This window comes from Brevinematales bacterium (assembly GCA_026415355.1).
In the GTDB taxonomy this organism is placed as follows: domain Bacteria; phylum Spirochaetota; class Brevinematia; order DTOW01; family DTOW01; genus SKYB106.
This window is the reverse complement of sequence record JAOAHF010000005.1, coordinates 1-20,934: the sequence shown is the minus strand read 5'-3', so window position 1 is coordinate 20,934 and position 20,934 is coordinate 1. Positions and strand designations below refer to the sequence as shown.

The following is a 20,934-nucleotide window of genomic DNA, read 5'->3' as shown; positions in this document are numbered from 1 at the left end:
ATAACTACCTAAAGTAAAAAATTCTATTAAATTTTAAACATCTTTACAATCTTTTCTACTTTGTTCTAAAACCATTCTCTGTCAAGTATCTTTTTCTTCAAGTAATCTTTCTCTTTTGAAACTTGATTTCTATCAGGAATACTAGGTACAACAAAACCTAGATCACCTATTATGTCCTTATAGCCTTTTAGAATAGTAGGTTTGACAAGTTTACCATTCAAAGTAATTGTCTTTTTCTTTTTATCAACTTTAACTTCACTTTTAGTAGTCAGGGGAAAAGATAAAAAATACCTATCACCTTTGTAGTCATCAGTATATATGAAAACAATTTCCAGCTTCCTTCGGATACTTCTTGGAGATATAGAATAAACCTCAAAATACTCAGAATTTTTAATTTCTACATCTAAATACTCTTCTTTACCAAACTTAAGAGATGCTTTTATGTCTCTAATATCTCTCGGCAGATTAGGTGAGAATATTATTTTATTCTGAGATAATCTAGGATTGAAACCAATAAATCCCTGATACCAAGCACGATTAATTTCTGCAACGCTCCAAGCCTGAGAGTAAGTACCAGACAATTTTATTCTACCATTTTGCTGAGGTATCGCATCAATAAGCTCACTTAAAGTTCCAACATGACCTTCATTTATAACTTGGTTTAATGTATTTGTGAATAAAGAATAGGCAAGATCTTTATATCCAAACTTAAGTAATGATAATATCACAAATCCAGTATTCCAAACCCAAACAGTCCCATTGTGATAAGCAGAATCCTTATGATATAGATCCCATCTCTCATGCCAAGGGTGAAAAAACTCATCATTCTGCGAAAGAGATGCTATACCATAAGGATATAGAAGTTCAACAACAGCATTTCTTAAAATATATGCTTCTCTATCTTCTCCAACTATACTAGCATCAAATGGTACAGTTATCGTCATAAGCATATTAGGCCTAACCTTGAAGTCTTTAAATCCATCACTCCTAACCCTATCAGCAATTTTCTTATTTACATCATCCCAAAAGACTTTTACAAAATTCTCTTTTGCCTTTTTATAAAGCTCAGACCATTTTCTAGAAGATTCCCCATCTCCTACATAACTAGCCATAAAAACTCCAACTTCAAGAGAAGTTATCCAAAGAGATTGTACTTCAACAGCTCTATTACCTCTTGGTGACCAAGCTTCTTTGCCTTCTATTCTCGCATCCATCCAAGTATCAGCATCATCATGTGTTAAGAGTCCATCACTATCAACAAAATTTTCAATTGCACCTTCTATAGCTAGTTTTACAACAGGATAAATTTCTTTCAAGAATTCTAAATCACCAGAATAATTAACATAATTCATAATTTCTCTTATAAACCAAGGAGTCCCATCAGCAGTATTGTATTGCACTGAAGTTTCACTCGATACTAAATTTGGTACCCTTCCATATGTCTTTGATTTAACAATACTTTCCCTTATAACATACTTACCCTCATTCTCCTTGAGTGTTTTGGATTTCGAAATAAGCTCACCTTTTGAAGAAAATGTTTTACTAAACATATATCCTGGTACTGTTATAAGCAACCTATTACTTAACTTCCTTAAACCTATAAACTTACTTATGTTTTTTATATCTTGTAATACTTGTCTTAGAAATTCTTCATCATCAGAAATTATCTCAATAGAAAGATTACCTTTGTCCTGAAAGTTCGCAAAATTGAGAATTACATCTTTAGCTTCAGCAAAATTTCCATTAACTAAGCTACATCCAGCAAGAGAAATAAAAGTATCTCTCCCCCAGTTATTCTTAAACCATGGTAATCCAGCCCATATTCCCTTACCAAACTCCTCAACCACAAATCCATCACCTGAATAAAGAGACCAGTATAGAGGTTTGTCTATAATATCTTTTAGATCAGTCTCAAACCTAGATCCTAAAACCCTATTAGCTATCTCTCTCTTATAACTATCTAAAAACACCTGAATATCTGAAATTACATTACTAGCATTTCTAATACCTTCTAACTCATTAGTAGAAAAAACTACCACATACGATACCTTATTAACGCTATCCTTACTTACAATCAAGCCTGAATTCCCAAACGTAGGAGATACTTTAACCTCTTTCAATATATTGGTTGGATCTTGAATTAACTCCACATCTTTATCAGAATTTATAATAGCAAAAGAAGGTACTGCTGAACCCTTTACCTTCGTGTTTTCAACAACAATAGTTCTTTCATCTAGTTTTCTAACACTAACATCTTTTTTGAACCAATTGAGTAAAGCAATTATACCCAACCTTGATGGACTTTGAGACTCAATCTGTATTACTACATATTGTTTATTCTGTATCACATACATCCTTTCAAGATGATTTTGATACAAAACTTCAAAGTAAGAAGGATACAAAAATATTTTATCTGCTTCTCTTCGGTTAAGGGGTTTATCATTCTGAACAGAAATAAAATCTCTAAATATAACAGTATTTCTTACCTTATATCCTTCACCACCAGCATATGAAAACGTTTTGTTTTCATAATATCCATCCAACCTATCGTAAAATACAAAACTTCTAATATCACCTTTTTTCAATTCTACCTTACTAACATCAAAAAAATTACCATAACCAAACAGTTGCTGATAAAGCATAAAAAAGAGTATAACAAAATTAACAACCAAAAAGTAAAATATACCATCCTTCATAATATCTAACCCCTATTTTAGGATAAAAGAAATTGCATATTACTGTCTACCTTTTTCTAAAAGCAAATAAAATTAACGATACCCCTATGTTTTTCAGTCAAAAACTTTACAAATTACTAAGCATGTCAGTATAAACTTGTAGAAATGGTACAAACTCATTAATAAATATCCTTGGAGTATGGCTAGAGAAACAATACTAATCATAGATGATGAAGAACAAGTAAGAGAAGGGCTCAAAACTATTTTTGAACTTGAAGGATACAACGTTATAACTTCAACCGATGGGACAGATGGAATAAGAAAGATAAACACAGAGAAAGTTGATCTCATAATACTCGATCTTAAGATGCCTAATATGAATGGTTATGAGTTTTTGAAAACTGTATCAAACACAGATCCATACTTACCAGTTATAATTTTAACAGCCTACGGATCTGTTGAAGAAGCAGTAAATCTAACAAAACAAGGAGCATTTGATTACTTTATAAAGCCACCGGATATCGATAAACTTCTAGTATCTATTGGCAAAGCACTAGATATAAGAAAAAGTTTGATAGAGAAAAATAAGCAAAAACCTTTCTTACCAAAAGATTTCCTTGACGCTATAATAGGAGAAAGTGAAGACATAAAACAAATAAAAGATCTTATAAGAAGAGTTGCATCAACCGATGCAACAGTTTTAATAACAGGTGAATCAGGAACAGGTAAAGAACTAGTGGCAAACGCAATACATGCATTAAGCCCCCGTAGAGAAGGTCCATTTGTTAAAGTAAACTGTGGTAGCATTCCTGAAACACTTCTTGAAGCAGAACTCTTTGGACACGAAAAAGGAGCATTCACGGGAGCAATAAACCGCAGGAAAGGAAGATTTGAACTAGCCAATGGAGGTACAATATTCTTAGACGAAATAGGAGAAATATCACCCAAATTACAAGTAGCATTACTCAGAGTACTTCAAGAAAAAGAATTTCAAAGAGTCGGTGGAGAAGAAGATATAAAAGTAGATGTTAGAATAATAGCAGCTACAAACAAAAATCTAGAAGAAGAAGTCAAAAAAGGATCATTTAGAGAAGATTTGTTCTACAGGATAAATACAATAAACATACATATCACACCATTAAGACAAAGAAAAGTCGATATACCAATCCTCTCAAACTATTTCTTAAAACTTTATTCCAATATCTACAAAAAGTCAATAAATAGCATTTCAAAGGAATTGATGGACATACTACTAGAATATCCATGGTACGGTAATGTTAGAGAGTTACAAAATTTTATTGAAAGTTCTGTTATAATATGCAATAAAGATCACTTATCAGTTGACTGTATACCACTTCACTATAAAACAAAACTCTTACCCCCTAAGGTATCTAACCCCGTAAAGATAACAGAAAAAACACAGTATACAATAGACGACAAAAAACCAATTCTCGTAATAGAATTAGGTAACAAACTTGATGATATTGAAAAAAAAGTTATAGAAGAAACACTAAAACTAGTCAATGGAAACAAATCGAGAGCATCAAGAATACTAGGTATAACGAGAAAAACACTACTTTCAAAAATGGATAAATATGGTTTAGACCGAAGGAATAATAGTCTTTAGCACACCAGCAACTTCTTTACAAGTTTTAAACTCAATTCTACTATTCTTCTCAACATAATCCCTAGCTTCTTCAGTAAGTGGAGCAGATGATATTATAAATACTCTATCACAATCATTTTCCGTGGCTTTTTGATTGATATCAACTATTGCTATCTTACCTATTTCATTTGTACCCCATCTTCTAACAGCAACATAATACTTATCAACTTCCTTATGTCTTGAGCATATAAAATCAATTCCTTCAGCTTCAGCAAAAACATCAGTATCCAACTTCCTAAGTATACTAAATCCTAGCGCCTTTACAAGTTCTTCTGATATACTAGTAAACGTATTACTATCTAAACGATTTGTAAACATATCACATATATCTTCTTCATCCTCAACAGACAACCCTCCTCTACCAGAACTCAGAAATTCTTCAACTTTTTTGTTGTGTATTTTCATCTCTTCTTGAACTTGTTTTATTATTTCAATAACGTTTAACTTCTCTCTTTTTTCTCTCCTTAACACAAAAGCATCTACAATTTCTCGTGGTCTAAGAGATGAATTTATCCAAGAATTAACATAGTTTTCTATCTCTTTTATAGGTCTGAGATCATACGGTTTCATCTCTTTCTTAAGGTTTGTATTTCTAATAGCTTCATCAATAAATGGAGACAAAGAATTTATAACAGCATCACTTATATTATACTCTTTGAGCATCGATAACATTTCCTTTGCACTCTCATATCTAGAGAAGAAAAGATACGTCATAAAAATTCCAAATCCAATCTCTCGTATAACACTATCCATACCCTTCGACGTAGCAAAAGTCAGAAACTGATCCCAGTACTTCATTGCCTCATTAAAGTTTTTCATCGCTATATGAGAGTAAGTTATTATTTTATACGCTAAGTAAATAACCTGATCAGGAATTCCTTCCTCTGTAAGTATTGAAGAAACTACATCAACGGCTCTCCTATAACCACCCAGTTTATGTAACGTAAATCCTAATACTATACGAGTTTTCACATTCTTTGAAAACGCCGCTTTTTCAGCAAGTTCAATAGCATCACCATACTTACCCAACTCAAGCTTAGTAATAGCATAATCAGTTAAAAACAATGGATCCTTTGAGTAAAAAGGTAATGCCCTTTGACCAAAAGTATCAGCAAGTTGGAAATTCTCCTCTTCAAATAGAACCTTGAAAAGACTAAAGTTAACATCCTTATCAGCAGGAAGAAAATAAGAAGCATAGTAAAGATAATAAAATGCTTCACGAATTTTCTTTTCATTCAAAAACAAAATACCTATATCCTTTAAAACTTCACCTTTACTAGTAATAGATGGATAAGTATCTTTTTCAACTAATTTTAGATAATAACCTATAGCCTCAAGATTATTTTTAAGATGCTTATTTATCTCTGCAAGCTCGTATATAACTCTAGTATCATCTTTATTTTTCTGATACATTCTTAAAAGCCTCTTTAAAGCTTCCTCATAATTACCCTTACTCTTAAGATCAGTTATTACCTTATATTGGTCTTTAAAAAGAGAACTTACAACAAAATAAGCAATTACTGCTATTACCAATGCTATTTCTAATGCTATTAGAAACTCCATCTTAGATAATTTTCGTAACTAATTACAAGAGACATTAATAATTTGATTAATACACAGATAAAAATTCAAGAATAAATCAATAATTTCATTACATGATGAAAACGGGCAGGAAGGGGGAAACCTGCCCGGGAAGGAGGTGTGGAAAGTTCTTAATTGCTACTATTAATATAGTATTTTCTTCTAAAAAATCAAGTTTTGAAAAGTCAAGTTTAAATTACCACAAATCCCAAACGGGATATTTCAATTTCTACCTTTACAAACAGTTCAACTTTGGAAATTAACAAATGCTTTCATACAGAATTTTGTGTATGGAAAGAGTTTTGAGCGGAATGAGACCGACTGGATATTTACACTTAGGCAACTATGTTGGTGCATTGAAACAGTGGGTTGAACTTCAAGACAAATACGAATGTTTCTATATGGTTGCAAACTTACACGCTATGACGACAGATTTTGACAAAAATATTAATCTCAAAGAGTTAACATTAGAAATGGTAATAGACTGGTTATCCGCAGGTATTGATCCAAACAAAAGCGTAATATTCGTACAATCAATGGTACCAGAACACTCCGAACTCTTCACACTACTTTCTATGATAACCCCCCTAGGATGGCTTGAAAGAAATCCTACTTACAAAGATGCAAAAGAAAACATTAGAGACAAAGATCTGAATAACATAGGTTTCCTGGCATACCCAGTACTCCAAGCTGCAGATATCATCATATACAAGGCAACAAGAGTCCCTGTAGGAAAAGATCAATTACCACACTTAGAAATAACTAGAGAAATCATTAGAAGATTTAATTATCTATTTGGAGAGCTATTTCCAGAACCCCAACCAATACTAGGAGAAGTAACTCATGTCTATGGAATAGACGGTAGAAAAATGAGCAAAAGTTACAATAATGCAATATACATAAAAGATAACCAAGACGAAATATACAAAAAGGTCAAAATGATGGTAACAGATACTGGAAGAATAAAAAGAACAGATCCAGGAAACCCAGATAACTGTAAAACATTTCCTCTTTACAAGGTGTTTTATCCCGAAATAGTAGAAACTGTTATTGAAGAATGCATAGGTGCTCAAATAGGATGCGTAGAATGTAAAGATAGAATTGCTAAAAAGATTGTTGAATACTTAGCTCCAGTAAAGGAAAAAAGAAAATATTACGAAAAGAATATAGATGAAGTCATTGACATACTTAAAGAAGGATCTAAAAAGGCACGAGAAGTAGCATCAAAAACGTTACAAGAAGTTAAAGAAGCAATGAAATTATCTATATAGTTAGTGTACTTGGTAAACACAATCAAATTAAGTTTTTATAAGGAGGTTCTTATGAAAGTACTTGTAGCAGGAGGAGCCGGATACATAGGCTCACATGTATGCAAAATGCTCTTAAAGAAAGGTTATGATGTTATAATTTATGACAATCTTTCACATGGATATGAATTTCTAGCTAAGTATGGTAAGTTTATTATAGGTGACATTGGTGACAGAAAACAACTAGAAATAGTGTTCAAAAACTACAAACCAGATGTTGTAATGCATTTTTGTGCTTATATTGAAGTTGGCGAATCAGTACAAAACCCAAGAAAGTATTATGAAAATAATCTTTGCAACACATTAAATCTTATCCATACTATGCTTGATAACGGAATAAATAAAATTATATTCTCATCAACAGCTGCTGTATATGGAATGCCAGAAAATGTACCAATTGATGAAGAAGAACCAAAGAATCCCATAAACCCTTACGGTAGAACTAAATGGATGGTAGAACAAGTGTTAAAGGATTATTCTGATACACACTCTCTCAAATATGTAGCTTTCAGGTATTTTAATGCAGCAGGTGCAGATCCTGAAGGAGAAATAGGAGAATGTCATGAACCAGAAACTCACCTTATACCACTAGTGCTCGATGCAGCAATGGGTATAAGAAAATCAATAAAAATATTTGGAACTGACTACCCCACACCAGATGGTACTTGCATAAGAGATTACATACATGTAAATGATCTTGCATCAGCTCACATAAAAGGTGTTGAATACTTAATGGAAGGAAATAATTCTAACTATTTCAACCTAGGAAATGGAAAAGGATTCAGTGTAAGAGAAATAATCAACACTGTCAAAAACGTTACAAAAAAAGATTTCGCAGTTGAAGAAGTTGAAAGAAGACCGGGAGATCCAGCAATACTCATAGCTAAGAGCAATAAAGCAAAAAACATTCTAAAATGGGAGCCAGAATTCGGTATCGAAGATATAATATCTCACGCTTGGAAATGGCACCAAAAAATAAAAAAATCAGCTTAACCCCAAGCCTCCGCCTTAAATCTTGATTTATCTACTCTAAGCTCATTGATTACAACGTTTTCAATTTCCTTCACAAAAGCAGTATTACCACAAGCATAGAATATATCTTCTTCTCCAGTAACATTATCAAGAATTAAATCTCTAGTTATTCTACCTTTTAAACCTTTCCAATCATCGCCATCATACCTTGTTACAGTTATAAAACCTTTGAAATTAGGATTTCTTAGCATTTCTTTTATATCTTTTTCATATATGAAATCTTTTGGAGTTTTGAAGCTATAAAATAAAGTAACCTTTACATGTGGCATCTTGTCATAGATATATTTCATAGCAGACCTAACAGGTGCAATTCCACTACCCGCAGCAAATAAAACTACACTCTTTATACTATTTTCATTTCCACTAAATATACTATGTCCAAAAGGACCTGCAACAAATAATTTGGAGGCTTCATTAATTATCGAAGGATCATGTATCTTAGTTGTAAAATACCCACCCTCAACTAGCTTTATAGTTATTCCTATAAGACCATCTTTGCTAGTTTCAGTAGGAGATGTTGATATCGAATACGCTCTTCTCTTTTTCTTATCTTCGTAATCCTCAGGCAAAGCAGTCATAACAAAATGACCAGGTTCATAATTAAATTCATCTATACTGAAATAAAAACTTTTGACACCTTCTGCTTCAGTAACTATCTTTTTTATCTCAACTATTCCTTGGAATAGTTTTTTAGCACCTACCATAAAACCTCCTAAACAATTCCTACTAATAATATACAAATTAGCATACAAAAGTCAAAATTATTAGAATCAAGCTTTCAAAAGATCGACGTAAAAATTATCTAATTAAATTTGAATAAAAATACTCCAAACATAGAAAATTAAACTTGAACGGGGATATTTTATGGAAATAGGAGGAATTTTTGATTATCTAGCAAAAGGCGGTATAATGATGATATTTATTCTAATTGCTTCTATTATAGGAGTAGCTATATCTATAGAAAGATACTTTTTTCTCACAAATCTGAGAAGATCAACAAAAAAACTCTTTAGCCTAGCAAAGGATAAAATAAACAAAGGCAATCTAAGAGACATAATAGCAATATGTGATGCTGAAAAGTCAGTCGCTTCAAACATACTCAAAACAGCAGTTGATGTCTACCTAAAAGGATCTTCTAGAGAGGATATTGAAAATTCAATACAAGATATAGCAAAAATAGAACTACCTGTTGTTAACAGATACCTATACTTACTTGGAACTATGGTAACAGTATCTCCGATGCTTGGGCTTCTTGGAACAGTACTAGGTATGATAAAGGCAACATCAGTATTAGCAGAAAAAGGCCTAGCATCACCTTCAGAACTCTTAACAGGTATCGCTGAAGCGTTAATAACAACTGCAGCAGGACTTATAGTCGCAATACCTCTCCTAATACTATACAATTACCTAGTAAATAAATCCCAAGAAATAATCGAAGAGATTGAAGCAAATGTTACAGAAATATTACTACTAATGTCATCAAATAAGACCATATGGTAGAATGAACATAAGAAACTATATAAAGTCATCTATAATCCTATCAGGTTTTACGTTTGTTATTATACTGATAGTACTATACTTCCTAACTGTGTTTTTAAACCAAAACCTTAGTCCACAATCATTTGAAAAATATCTAGTATTATTTGGAATACCGTTATATGTTATTTCACTATCATCCGGACTCATAATAGCATATATTTATTTCTTTAAGTACAGAAAATTTTTAAAAGAGTATCACGAAAGATATAAAGTTATAGTTTCAAAAGTTTTTGGAGATTTAGAGAGTAGAAAAACTTCACTCTTAGAAAATCTACTCAAGGGAACACATAAAGACGAATCTGGAATATTTTCCGTATTACCTGAAGATGATGAATTTGGTGATTTTGGTAGGATGATAAATATCATGTTATCAAATGTTTATCATCAAGATATTGAAAAAAGCAGACTTTTATCATATCAAAAAGAAGTCATAAGTAAGTTAATAAGTTTCGTTGACATACCAATAATAATACTTAGAAAAATACATCAAAAAAAACCATCAGTAATAGTGGCAAATCTCAATCTTGAATTTCTCAAAGCCATAAAAACAGAAAATGTTGTGAAACTAGCAGTAAAACTCATGGATCGTTTTAAAATAAAACAACATCCTGATAAATACTTATACGATACAATATTTGACATTATAAGGTCAAGAAACTCCGAAGACATAGAAGAGATATTCACAGGACAAGAAATAGGAATAGAAGAGTTTTTAGTTGAGGTTGATTGGTTTCTACATCCAGTTGACGACAGAAGTAAAAAAATAATATCAGTACTAAAAGAACTAGTAAGAGGAAGTGATCTAACTGATTTAGATATAAACACTGTACTCGACATCTTAAACTATTCCGAATACAGAAAGAGATATGGCCTACCAGAAGCTCTTTCAAAAACGGATATACTCCAAGAAACCCAAGGATTAATACCTACAGTAGTACCAGAAGATGAATCAAGTTTTATAAAAACAAAGCAAATATCCTTCTATAGAGAAGGACTTACACTAGAAAACTTTAAATTCTCATTGGCAAACAACGAAGTAATATTCAACTCTACCATAAAAATATTTCCTGCAACAAGTAAACATTTCTCACCAGAAAAAATGCTTATAATACAGTTTATAGAAATAAAAACACTACATACATCCTAACTCCTATGATATGAACCTAAAGACATTTTTCTTATAAGCTCAACAAAATCTGTTTCCTTGGCTTTCTTTAGTATATCACCTAATCTTATACTACCCAAATAATCTCTTATATTTTTACCCAAACCAGCCCAAATATCAACTAATATACAATCTTCAACTATAGGACACTTCTTTTTCGAGTTAGGATTCAAACACCAAACCGGAATAATCTTACTATCAGCAGATTCTACTATTTCAAGTAAGGTAATATCTTCAAATCCATTCTTTAGGATATATCCACCTTTAACACCTCTTATACTTTTGACAATATTAGCTTTTCTGAATCTTATGAATATTTGTTCTATATACCTCAACGGTATATTTTGGTAATTAGCAATTTCGCTTAAGGACACAGGCCATTTATCCTTATTAAGCCCCATATATATTATAGCCCTCAAGCCATACAAAACCCTGGTAGAAATCTTTATCATAAATGCTCTCCTAATATACTATAATTTTAATAGAGTATTAACCTATAGTCAATTTGTAGAAAATTAAGATTAACACTTTGCAAATAAATCCTATAAAATATTTTCATTAGCAATTTCAAGTAGATATTTACCATAGTTTGTCTTTTCTAACCTTTTAGCTAGATCAACAAGCTGCTCTCTATTAATAAACCCCTTCCTGTATGCTATCTCCTCAATACATCCTACATACATAGACTGCCTTTTTTGGATTGTCTCAATAAAATTTGATGCTTCTAGAAGACCATCATGGGTTCCAGCATCAAACCACGCAAATCCCCTACCAAAAAGTAAAACATTTAACTTTCCTCTTTCTAAATAAACTTTATTCACATCAGTAATCTCTAATTCTCCTCTAGCAGAAGGCTTTAAAGATTTTGCTATATTTACAACATCATTATCATAAAAATAAAGACCAGGGATAGCATAATGAGATCTAGGCTTTTGGGGTTTTTCTTCTATTGATAAAGGTTTACCATCTTTGTCAACTTCTATAACCCCATATGCACTCGGATCCTTAACAAAATAACCAAATACTGTAGCTCCATCTAAACTATTAGCCTTTTCTAGCATAACTGAAAAACCTTGACCGAAAAATATATTGTCACCCAAAACCAAACATACATTATCTCCACCTATAAAATCTTCTCCTATTATAAAAGCCTCTGCTATACCTCTTGGTTTTTCTTGAACTTTATATTTTACAGAAACTCCTATAAAACTACCATCCTCAAAAAGTCTCTTGTACAAGTCTATAAACTCAGGATTAGATATTATCAATATATCTCTTATGCCTGAAAGAAGTAAAACTGAAAGTGAATAATATATCATAGGTTTATCATAAATAGGTAACAGCTGTTTACTAACAGCTTTCGTCACAGGATACAACCTTGTACCACTACCACCAGCTAAAACTATACCCTTCCTCATACAAGTCTAACCTCTTATAACTAAAAACCAAGATAAAAACAATTTAAAACTCTTATCAAAATCTATATTTCAACTCTTTTCGTTATTATCTTCCACTTATCATCAAACTTCTTAAGTAGATAAATCACTTTTCTATTAGCATTATAAACCCTAATTCCTTCCTTAGTCTGATAAGAATTCTTAACAACCCAATTAACACGAACCACAGCAATATCATTTTCATAATAAACATCTGAAAATTGATAAGACTGAATATTACCTATCTCTCTATCAACCAAAGACTTATCAGTTAAATAAACATCGATAATTTTCTCAACTCTTTTTTTTTCTGAAAGTTCTGTAAGATGAACCATAGAAGAGAAGTCTTTTTTTATAAGCATCTCAATAGCATTAGAAACCACATCATCAGGTTTTGAAAAATCAACAGCATACCCAAAATTAAACAATAAAAACCCAAATAAACTAATACCAAAAATCTTACCCTTCATATTACAAAAGTCGTAAAAACTACAAAAAACTTTACAAATAACAAACCTTAAATCACAATAAACAAAAAATGCCTAATGATATCCTATAAATCGAATTTCAAATGTTTCCTTATTGTTTCAACAAACTCATCATAACTTTCGTTTTTCTCTATCTTAACAACTTTAGCAAAGAAATCTGGAACCTTAACAACTTTTCTGGTATTCTTATCTAGAAATACAAGTTCAGAAAGACCAACACAAACTAAGGATTTTTGATAGTTTTCAATTCTAAATATTTTGTATCCAATACTCAATTTAGTTTTTGTTATTTCAATAAGACAACTTTGAACAACTATATCATCATCATAGTAAGAAGAATCAATAAATTTCGCTGAAGTGTAAACAACTGGAAGTAAATATCCCCTATCTTCAATTTCTCTGTATGTTATACCTATCTTTCTTATAAGATCTGTTCTACCAACTTCCATCCAAACAAAGTAGTTAGCATAGTAAACTACTCCCATTTGATCTGTCTCAGCATACCTAACCTTCAGGTAAGTTTCATTGATCATAAAACCCCCAGAATTATAGCTTTATAAAAAGCATACTTATATCGTCAATTACCATACCATTATTCATAAATGATTCAACTTCTTGGGAAACTTTAAACATAAGTTCATTTGGCATTATATCTAGACTTATATACTTATATAAAATTCTCATCATGTCATCAATAGAAAAAATATTACCGTCCTTATCTGAAATAGAAAATAACCCATCACTAAGCAATATAAGATAATCGTTTTGATTAAAATCAATTTCAGAAGAATAAACATCTATTTTTGAAAGTAATCCAAGTATAGGAGCAGTCGATGAAAGAACAAAAAACTCATTTAAGCTTGAACTCCAATAAAGACAATCAGTATGACCACAACTGACATACTGAAACTTCTTTCTATTTTTATCAATCAAAGTTATGAAAAGTGTTGAATATCTACCAGTATCTTTAATAAGACTATTAAAATCCGCATTCAGATTTCTAACAACTGAAGTCAAACTAGAATATCCTTCAACAACTTCTTTTAGTAGAAGAGCTTTTAACATAGAAACAATTATACCTGCAGAAACCCCATGTCCTGAAACATCAGCAATGTACGATATAAATTTACTCTCTGACAGAGGTATAATATCTAAAAAGTCTCCACCAACCAAAACAGCAGGTTTAAAATATTTATCAAACTCTAATCCTTTTACACTTTTTTTGTTAGGTAAAAGTCTATCTATAATTTCCTTACCAACTATAATCTCATCAACAACACTCCTGTAAAGAGTTAAAAATCTATTGTTATCTTCTACAAGTTTATTTTTCAGGAAAAATACATAATTCATTCTAGAGTATAAAAGTGTAAGAATAACTATTAAAAACACAATACTATGAAACACAAATCCCCAACTACTCCTTACCGAAAAACCAAAAATTATTTTAAGTAAAAACATCAAAAAGAGAGCCAAAAAACCAACAAGCAGCTGCTTATACCCCAAGTGCGATTCAGACTTCAAATAATTTTCTTCCTTATTCACCATACCAAGAACTATATCCCTAATAACCAAAAAAATCACAACCAACATCAAAATATAAACTAAATCACCTAAAAATACTCCATCAAATATAACAGCTGAATAGATACCAAATACTGTAAATAGTATTACAAACAGAATAGATAAAAAAGATAAGGTAATATGAATTAAATAATTTTTTTTAAAGGATACATCCATAAGAATCAGAAGTGATATAACTGACAAAATAGCAAGAATATCAACAATTTGAATACCCCAATAATCTGTAAAAAAGGCAACAAAGTTAAAAGTTGCTGATAAAAAAACTAAAGAAATCGATATTGAGTAGACTAACTTAAACGTTCGTTTCATTTCATAGTAGAAGTAATTAGCTATCATGGAATGAAAAAAAACGAAGAGAGATATACCGTATGTAAGGGACACTATTACTGTTGTTATCATTAATTATATGCCGAGGACGGGACTTGAACCCGTACGCCGTTGAAGGCATGGGATCCTGAATCCCACGCGTCTACCAAATTCCGCCACCTCGGCCTAGCTACTTAATACCTTTGTTATTATTAATCTCATTAACCTTTCCTAAAATTATATCCTTAAGGTTTTTGGAACTAGCAACCGCCCTCAAGTTTGCTTTTTGAATCTCTTCGAGGACTTCTTTTCTGTATATTTTTAATTCTGGTGGCGCGGAAATTCCAATTTTTACAGTATCACCCTTTATAGAAAGAACCTTTATCTCTATGTTATCTCCTATTATTATACTTTGTTCTTCCTTTCTTGAAAGAACCAACATTCTAACCTCCTAGACACTAACCCTCGTTGTTATATCGTAATCTGTTGGATAGTCGTTTAGCTTAGAAACTGCTTGCACTCCTTTGTTGTTCTTTGTATTTACTAGAATAGGACCTAGAAGGTTAGCAGTAACTTTTTGCTCATCTAGATTAACATTTAGTATTACAAAAACCATAATATCTTCTTGATTTTCCATATCTATGTACTTAAGATCATCTTCATAAACATCAAGTATATAGTCAGGTTTAAAAACATACGGATTCGCAACAAGAAAACACAGATCCGAATTCTCAATTGACTGCATCCAGTAAACGAAAGAATCCTTCTCAAACTCTATAAAAACATATCTCTTATAATCTTCAAATCCAATAATTCCTCTGTCAAAAGTTATTATATGCTCTTTATCTATCTCAATTTCTCCAAAATGCTTCGAGAGGATTTTCATACCTTCCTCACAAAAAGTATATAGAAAATACTAACAACTTTCAAAATGAGTTTTGGTTAAAACTATTTATAAATTACAATTCGTATCAATGTTCTTTTTGACTCTTATCCTTGATTATTATTTTTATAGGTACTCCATAAAAACCAAATAAAGCTGTTATTCTCGATTTTAAGAAGTTTTCAAAATTCTTCTTAAAATGTTCTGATCTATTCACAAAGACAACAAAAGTAGGTGGATTTATATCTACTTGGGTTATGTAGTATATTCTTAACCTAGTAGAAAGTTCTCCACTAAAAAACTGTGGAATTTCTTCTCTTATCTTTCTATTCAAAAAACCTGTTGTTATTCGTTTTTTCGAGTTTTTAAAAACCCTAAGAATTTCATCTAAAAGCCTATCAATATTGTATTTTTCTTTAGCGGATATTAAAACAACTGGTACGTTTTCAATCCCTTGAAATGTTCTAGATAGAAAGTCTCTAAAAGCAGACTCATATTTCTTAACCTCTCTAATATTCCTAATATTATCAACACCAACAACCAAATCCCATTTATTTACAGCAATAACAAAAGGCTTATAATTTTGCATAACTGTGTCAAAAACTTTCTTATCTTGTTTGGTTATACCTTCTTTTCCATCAATAACTATAACAACAACATCAGAATTTTTGATAGCACTCTCAGTTCTCTGAATACCAAACCTTTCAATAAAGCCTACTTTGTTGATACTTTTCCTAAAACCAGCAGTATCAGTTATCCTAAATGTAATTTTATCAACATTAATAATATCATCAACACTATCTCTAGTCGTTCCTGGTTCATCATCAACTAAACTTCTATCCCATCCAACTAAAGCGTTCATAAGTGTAGACTTACCAACGTTAATTCTACCTACTACACTAACATTTATACTATCATCCAAATTACTCCAATTATCACCTTTAAAAGTAATAGATTCCTTTAATGTATCAATAAGTACATCAATACCATACTTGGTTTTTGAAGATACAAAAAGTATATCTTCAAATCCCAATCTAAATACTTCATCCGCTACTGCAATCTTCTGATGCTCGGTATCAACCTTGGTAACAACTAGCTTAACTTTTTCTTTATATGGTCTCAATATACTAGCAAGCTCAAAATCCAAAAATCCAACATTATTATACTCCACCGTAAAAAGAATAAGAGAGGAATCTTGGATAGCTTTAAGTAAAAGTTCTCTGACTCTACTAGTAAGTTTTTTGGGTATAGACCCCAAAGAATCATCAAGCAAATATCCTCCCGTATCTTGTAATATAAACTTTACACCATCAAAATCTATTATTTCTTTGTTTATATCAATAGTAGTACCAGGTTCATCAAACACAATAGCCTTACCCCTACCAATTAGGACATTAAAAAGAGATGATTTACCTGTATTAGGGCGCCCTACTATTGAAACTACACTCAACCCCATAATCTCTCTTAGAAATAAACTAAAGTTTCACCTTTATTCCACCTTGAATGTAAAAAGGCTCGGAAATAATACTCCCATATCTAACTTGAATAACATTATTAAGAATATTATCTACCTTAAGAATTACAGAAATATTCTTCAAAAACTCCCATTCAATCTCAGTAGAAACACCCAAATAGGGGTACAACTCATAAATACCAAAATCAACCCATCTTGATGTTTCACCAAAAACGCTAAACGACAAATTAAAGTTACCTAATATAAACTTTGAAGAAATCTCAGTGGAATGTATAGAAACATAAGGTATAAATGGAATAAATAGTGAAAACCTATAAATAGCACTTAAATTAAACCACTCAACAGATACCACATCTAAAGAAACTTTTGAATACAAAGCACTTACATTGGTAATATCAACAACATAAACATCATTTTGCAATTTATCATATAGTTTTGAAAAATAATATGAATATCCTATAAATAACTTAATAGAATTGTTACCCCAGAAGAAAAATCTGGGACTCAACTCAACACCCAAAGAAGAATCTCCAAAAGGAATATATGTAACAAAGTTTAAACCTCTAGATAAGTAAGAGATTTCAAACTTTTCAAAATCTTTGAAAACTGATAGAAAGACAACCAAGTTGTCACTTAATCTATAACCTAGATTTAGTCTAGTATACCACTCCATCGGAAAGAAAGTGTTTGGCAAAATACCGGTACTAAGACCCACAAACCAACTATTCTCATATATAGGAAAACTAAAAGAAAACGAAATATCTCCGTAAACACCACTTTTGAAATCATTATCGTAAGTTAATTTGATTACGTCTGTACCTATACCAAAATCAATTCCAAAAAAATTAAACTCTTCTATTCCATACTTGTATCCAACACTAAGAGAGAAATCATTAAGTGAAGTATAATAGTAAGAAAAAGTCCTATCCCTTATCCTACTATTAAAATGTTCAAGTTCTAATAAAACATTAAAAGTTGAATCCCTATCAATTCGGTACCTAAATCTTGAGTTAGCAACAACTTTCCTATCCTTTTCATCGAGATAATTTCTATTACTCCAAAGTCCTTTAAAATCCTCAAAAAACTCAATAGTACTACTCCAAAAGACAACACTTGAAGAAACACCTATAGAAACATTAGCAAGATCAAGCTCCTTAAAAGTATTCAAGAAGCTACCATCATAACCATATAACACCACATCAGGTCTTTTGAATCTATTATATTTTACTACAGCACTTATACTAACACTATCAGAAGGTATTTGACTAAGACCTATTATTGAAAAATCAAGGATATCGTTTAGACCATAGGCAAAAAGCGCTATCAGTCTTGACTTTACATCTTGGGATATATCTTTCTTAGCTTCTTTTTCAAGAACATCTACGCTCCTAATAGTAGGTATTTCATAAAGCCCCTTTTTCTCTTCCTTTGTAGGTAAATAACTTTCTCTATCATCCATCACAGGTGAAGTAGCAGGTTCAGCAAAAAATTCAGTTTGAGGTAAAATAACCTCATTAGTATTTGTCTGAGCAAAACTCAACAAAACAAAACAAAAAAGCAAAACGCTAATAACAAACAAAATCCTAACGTTTGTCATATTATATGATGTTGAACATTCTCATATCCAACATTCAATCTAAATCGAAATATACTTCCTAAACATCTTAATATCTACCAACTGTCTTCTTCATTTTTTCATTCCAATACCAGGAGAAGTAGTATAGTTACCTCTATTGTAATAGTGTATATTATCAAAACTCCAAGCTAGACCACAGCACCTAATAGTTACATTAACAGGTGAAGAGTAAGTACAAAGAGCTTCAACACCAACAACTCCATTATTAAACATATAGAGTATTACCTAGATGTAATCTTGAAATGTAGTTCCATCAAAACTCCTATTAAACGTCCACTGTAGGAGTAGACACATTAGTAATATTGAAACCAATCTGTTAGTAGTACTTATTTCATAGGAGTTATACCTTGATACTATGTTATCCATACGAATAAATTGCCCCCCCTATTGAAAGGGGGGGGACTCAAAATAACCTTTTCAGGAGGTGGCCTTAATTAGATTTCTGTTTCTTGGTATCTCCTCTTTGCTGATCTTTTCTAGGTTGTTCTTGTTTAGGTTGTTCTTGTTTAGGTTGTTCTTGAAGCTGTTGAGGTTGTTCTTGCTGAATTTCTTCTTTCTTTCCAGTATTTTGTGATTTAGTATCAATTCCTAATTCTTTCATTTCCTTCTTCCGCTTTTCAAGCTCTTCCATAAATTGTAATTCTCTTATCTTCTCTTCAGTATAGGCAAAAGCACTTCTAGGTAGCCTAAACCTGTAAACCAAGCTAAAAGAATGAGACAAATCACCAACTGAAGCAAACAAATGAGGCATAATACTTAAACTATAGTCAAAATTAACTTCATGCTCATCAGCAAAAACATAACCAAAAGAAAGTCCTACACTTATACTTGAAAATTCATACAAACCAAATTCATATCCTGCCCTAAGACCAATTATTCTATTCAAAAACCATGTCTCAACACCAAAATGATATGTCAAATCAAGTTCTCTATTATCGCCAGGTTCTCTTTCGGTTTGTGTTATACCTACTCCAACCATAAGATCCTCAAAAACATCAAAGAAAGAACCAACTATCCAGTTTGCTCCAAACTTTATCTTTCTCGGAAGGGTAGATTCATTTCCTTCAATTAATGCTGTATTAGGTTTTATGATATTCTGAACGGCAAATCCTAACCTTATAGTATAGCTGAAATCATAAGTCACACCTACATCCATACCAAATCCCCAAGTACTTAATCTATCACCAAGATACGGATTAACTTGTGTATCAGAATTTGGAACCAAACCTAGGTTATACAAATTTAGTTTCACTCCTGCTGATATTCTGGCACCTTTCGATATAAAATCATCAAGATTTTTAGCATATCCTATGCTTATAACTTGCTCATAGTATAAATCCAAGACATTAAACCTAGAATAAGAAAAACCTATAGATCCTTCCCTAAAGAAATATGGCACATTACCACCCGCAATAACACCCGCTAAGTAATCAATTCCAGCATAACCTTTATTACTGAAAGGTATCACACCAAATATACTAAACATGTTCATACCAGTATCATCAAGGTATCCTATAGGTATACCAAAGTTAACCCTACTTTCTATATTTTTAGTATTAGCCATCAAAGCAGGGTTATACTCCATACCGTTCACTCCATCAAATAATCCAAACATAGCATTCCCAAAACCTTTAGCTCTAACGCTAGTACCCCTATCAAGGTACTCGAAAGCGGCTTCTGCATATATTCCCAAAAGCAATATACACAAGACAATTAACATAACCCCAAAACTAAACCTACTCATAACAACCTCCTGTTATTTCACGAGGATAACGGTTCCTCTATAACCAACCGTACCCCCTGTCTCAACCACAAAAATGTAAGCACCATTTCTAACTATAACTCCATCTAGATCCTTACCATCCCAATAGACCTCTCCTTGTCCGAAGCTACCATCACCTTCTAGTTCTCTGACCAACTTACCACTCATATCATATATCCTTACCTTATATTTATCGTAAGGCTTATCTAACTCAAAGGTGATCTTAAATACCCCATACCTACTATCAACACTCGCATTTTTTACACTAGGAGTAAATGGATTCGGTGAGGCTTTCACATTCCTTACAACACCTTCCGTTTTAACACTACTACCATCACTCATAACCGTATAGACTCTGTGTAGATATCTAGTCTTTATATACACAAAGTTTTTGTCCTTATCA

21 protein-coding genes and 1 tRNA gene are annotated in these 20,934 nt (G+C 31.7%); 5 read left to right on the top strand and 17 right to left on the bottom strand.

The genetic code is table 11. The annotated features are described in order from the left end of the window. Positions 1-65 precede the first annotated feature (65 nt). Positions 66-2,696, bottom strand: a complete 2,631-nt coding sequence (locus N2712_02685; protein MCX8028881.1) for a GH116 family glycosyl hydrolase — start codon at positions 2,694-2,696, stop codon at positions 66-68. Between the two features lie 178 nt (positions 2,697-2,874). Here N2712_02685 and N2712_02680 point away from each other — a divergent pair, with 178 nt between their 5' ends. After that, positions 2,875-4,302 carry a sigma-54 dependent transcriptional regulator gene (locus N2712_02680; GenBank protein ID MCX8028880.1) on the top strand — a complete coding sequence of 476 codons (1,428 nt, stop codon included), beginning with the start codon at positions 2,875-2,877 and terminating at the stop codon, positions 4,300-4,302. Here the strand turns inward: N2712_02680 and N2712_02675 are convergent. Further along, positions 4,276-5,904 (bottom strand): restriction endonuclease, encoded by a 1,629-nt coding sequence (locus N2712_02675; GenBank protein ID MCX8028879.1) that lies wholly within the window; start codon positions 5,902-5,904, stop codon positions 4,276-4,278. The two genes, N2712_02680 and N2712_02675, sit on opposite strands and share 27 nt — an antisense overlap. A gap of 308 nt (positions 5,905-6,212) precedes the next feature. Between N2712_02675 and trpS the strand changes: the two genes are divergently transcribed. Further along, positions 6,213-7,193, top strand: a complete 981-nt coding sequence (gene trpS / locus N2712_02670; GenBank protein MCX8028878.1) for a tryptophan--tRNA ligase — start codon at positions 6,213-6,215, stop codon at positions 7,191-7,193. 51 nt (positions 7,194-7,244) lie between these two features. Then, the gene (galE, locus tag N2712_02665; protein ID MCX8028877.1) at positions 7,245-8,222 is read left to right on the top strand and encodes a UDP-glucose 4-epimerase GalE; all 978 of its coding nucleotides are present in this window, start codon (positions 7,245-7,247) and stop codon (positions 8,220-8,222) included. On the opposite strand, the gene N2712_02660 is transcribed toward galE, so the two are convergent. Continuing rightward, a complete protein-coding gene (locus N2712_02660) occupies positions 8,219-8,965 on the bottom strand; it encodes an FAD-binding oxidoreductase (protein ID MCX8028876.1) in 747 nt (248 codons plus the stop codon). The genes galE and N2712_02660 overlap by 4 nt on opposite strands. A gap of 160 nt (positions 8,966-9,125) precedes the next feature. Between N2712_02660 and N2712_02655 the strand changes: the two genes are divergently transcribed. Both N2712_02655 and N2712_02650 read left to right on the top strand, forming a co-directional pair. Next, complete coding sequence (locus N2712_02655; protein MCX8028875.1) at positions 9,126-9,761, top strand: MotA/TolQ/ExbB proton channel family protein; 636 nt, start codon at positions 9,126-9,128, stop codon at positions 9,759-9,761. A 1-nt stretch (position 9,762) separates the two neighbouring features. Continuing rightward, complete coding sequence (locus N2712_02650; protein MCX8028874.1) at positions 9,763-10,947, top strand: hypothetical protein; 1,185 nt, start codon at positions 9,763-9,765, stop codon at positions 10,945-10,947. Here N2712_02650 and N2712_02645 read toward each other — a convergent pair. From N2712_02645 to N2712_02580, 14 genes are all read right to left on the bottom strand, one after another. Then, complete coding sequence (locus N2712_02645) at positions 10,944-11,417, bottom strand: Rrf2 family transcriptional regulator (protein MCX8028873.1); 474 nt, start codon at positions 11,415-11,417, stop codon at positions 10,944-10,946. The genes N2712_02650 and N2712_02645 overlap by 4 nt on opposite strands. A gap of 90 nt (positions 11,418-11,507) precedes the next feature. Beyond that, positions 11,508-12,383, bottom strand: a complete 876-nt coding sequence (gene rfbA, locus N2712_02640; protein ID MCX8028872.1) for a glucose-1-phosphate thymidylyltransferase RfbA — start codon at positions 12,381-12,383, stop codon at positions 11,508-11,510. A gap of 62 nt (positions 12,384-12,445) precedes the next feature. Continuing rightward, positions 12,446-12,871 (bottom strand): hypothetical protein, encoded by a 426-nt coding sequence (locus N2712_02635; GenBank protein ID MCX8028871.1) that lies wholly within the window; start codon positions 12,869-12,871, stop codon positions 12,446-12,448. An 83-nt stretch (positions 12,872-12,954) separates the two neighbouring features. Continuing rightward, positions 12,955-13,422 carry an acyl-CoA thioesterase gene (locus tag N2712_02630; protein ID MCX8028870.1) on the bottom strand — a complete coding sequence of 156 codons (468 nt, stop codon included), beginning with the start codon at positions 13,420-13,422 and terminating at the stop codon, positions 12,955-12,957. Between the two features lie 13 nt (positions 13,423-13,435). Continuing rightward, positions 13,436-14,806, bottom strand: coding sequence for a SpoIIE family protein phosphatase (locus tag N2712_02625; protein MCX8028869.1), 1,371 nt, complete (start codon positions 14,804-14,806; stop codon positions 13,436-13,438). Positions 14,807-14,877: 71 nt separating this feature from the next. After that, positions 14,878-14,962 (bottom strand) — tRNA-Leu (locus N2712_02620). Positions 14,963-14,966: 4 nt separating this feature from the next. Continuing rightward, entirely contained in the window at positions 14,967-15,218 is a 252-nt protein-coding gene (gene csrA, locus N2712_02615) for a carbon storage regulator CsrA (protein ID MCX8028868.1), read from the bottom strand. Between the two features lie 9 nt (positions 15,219-15,227). After that, a complete protein-coding gene (fliW, locus tag N2712_02610; GenBank protein MCX8028867.1) occupies positions 15,228-15,662 on the bottom strand; it encodes a flagellar assembly protein FliW in 435 nt (144 codons plus the stop codon). Between the two features lie 85 nt (positions 15,663-15,747). Continuing rightward, entirely contained in the window at positions 15,748-17,115 is a 1,368-nt protein-coding gene (der, locus tag N2712_02605; GenBank protein ID MCX8028866.1) for a ribosome biogenesis GTPase Der, read from the bottom strand. A gap of 19 nt (positions 17,116-17,134) precedes the next feature. Beyond that, on the bottom strand, positions 17,135-18,730 hold the full coding sequence (locus N2712_02600) for a hypothetical protein (GenBank protein ID MCX8028865.1): 1,596 nt from the start codon (positions 18,728-18,730) through the stop codon (positions 17,135-17,137). 90 nt (positions 18,731-18,820) lie between these two features. After that, positions 18,821-18,982: a hypothetical protein gene (locus N2712_02595; protein MCX8028864.1), complete on the bottom strand. Its 162-nt coding sequence runs from the start codon at positions 18,980-18,982 to the stop codon at positions 18,821-18,823. Positions 18,983-18,994: 12 nt separating this feature from the next. Continuing rightward, positions 18,995-19,135, bottom strand: coding sequence for a hypothetical protein (locus N2712_02590; GenBank protein MCX8028863.1), 141 nt, complete (start codon positions 19,133-19,135; stop codon positions 18,995-18,997). A gap of 64 nt (positions 19,136-19,199) precedes the next feature. Further along, a complete protein-coding gene (traF, locus tag N2712_02585) occupies positions 19,200-20,513 on the bottom strand; it encodes a conjugal transfer protein TraF (GenBank protein MCX8028862.1) in 1,314 nt (437 codons plus the stop codon). A 12-nt stretch (positions 20,514-20,525) separates the two neighbouring features. Next, the coding region (locus tag N2712_02580) for a hypothetical protein (protein ID MCX8028861.1) at positions 20,526-20,934 on the bottom strand (409 nt) is incomplete at its 5' end.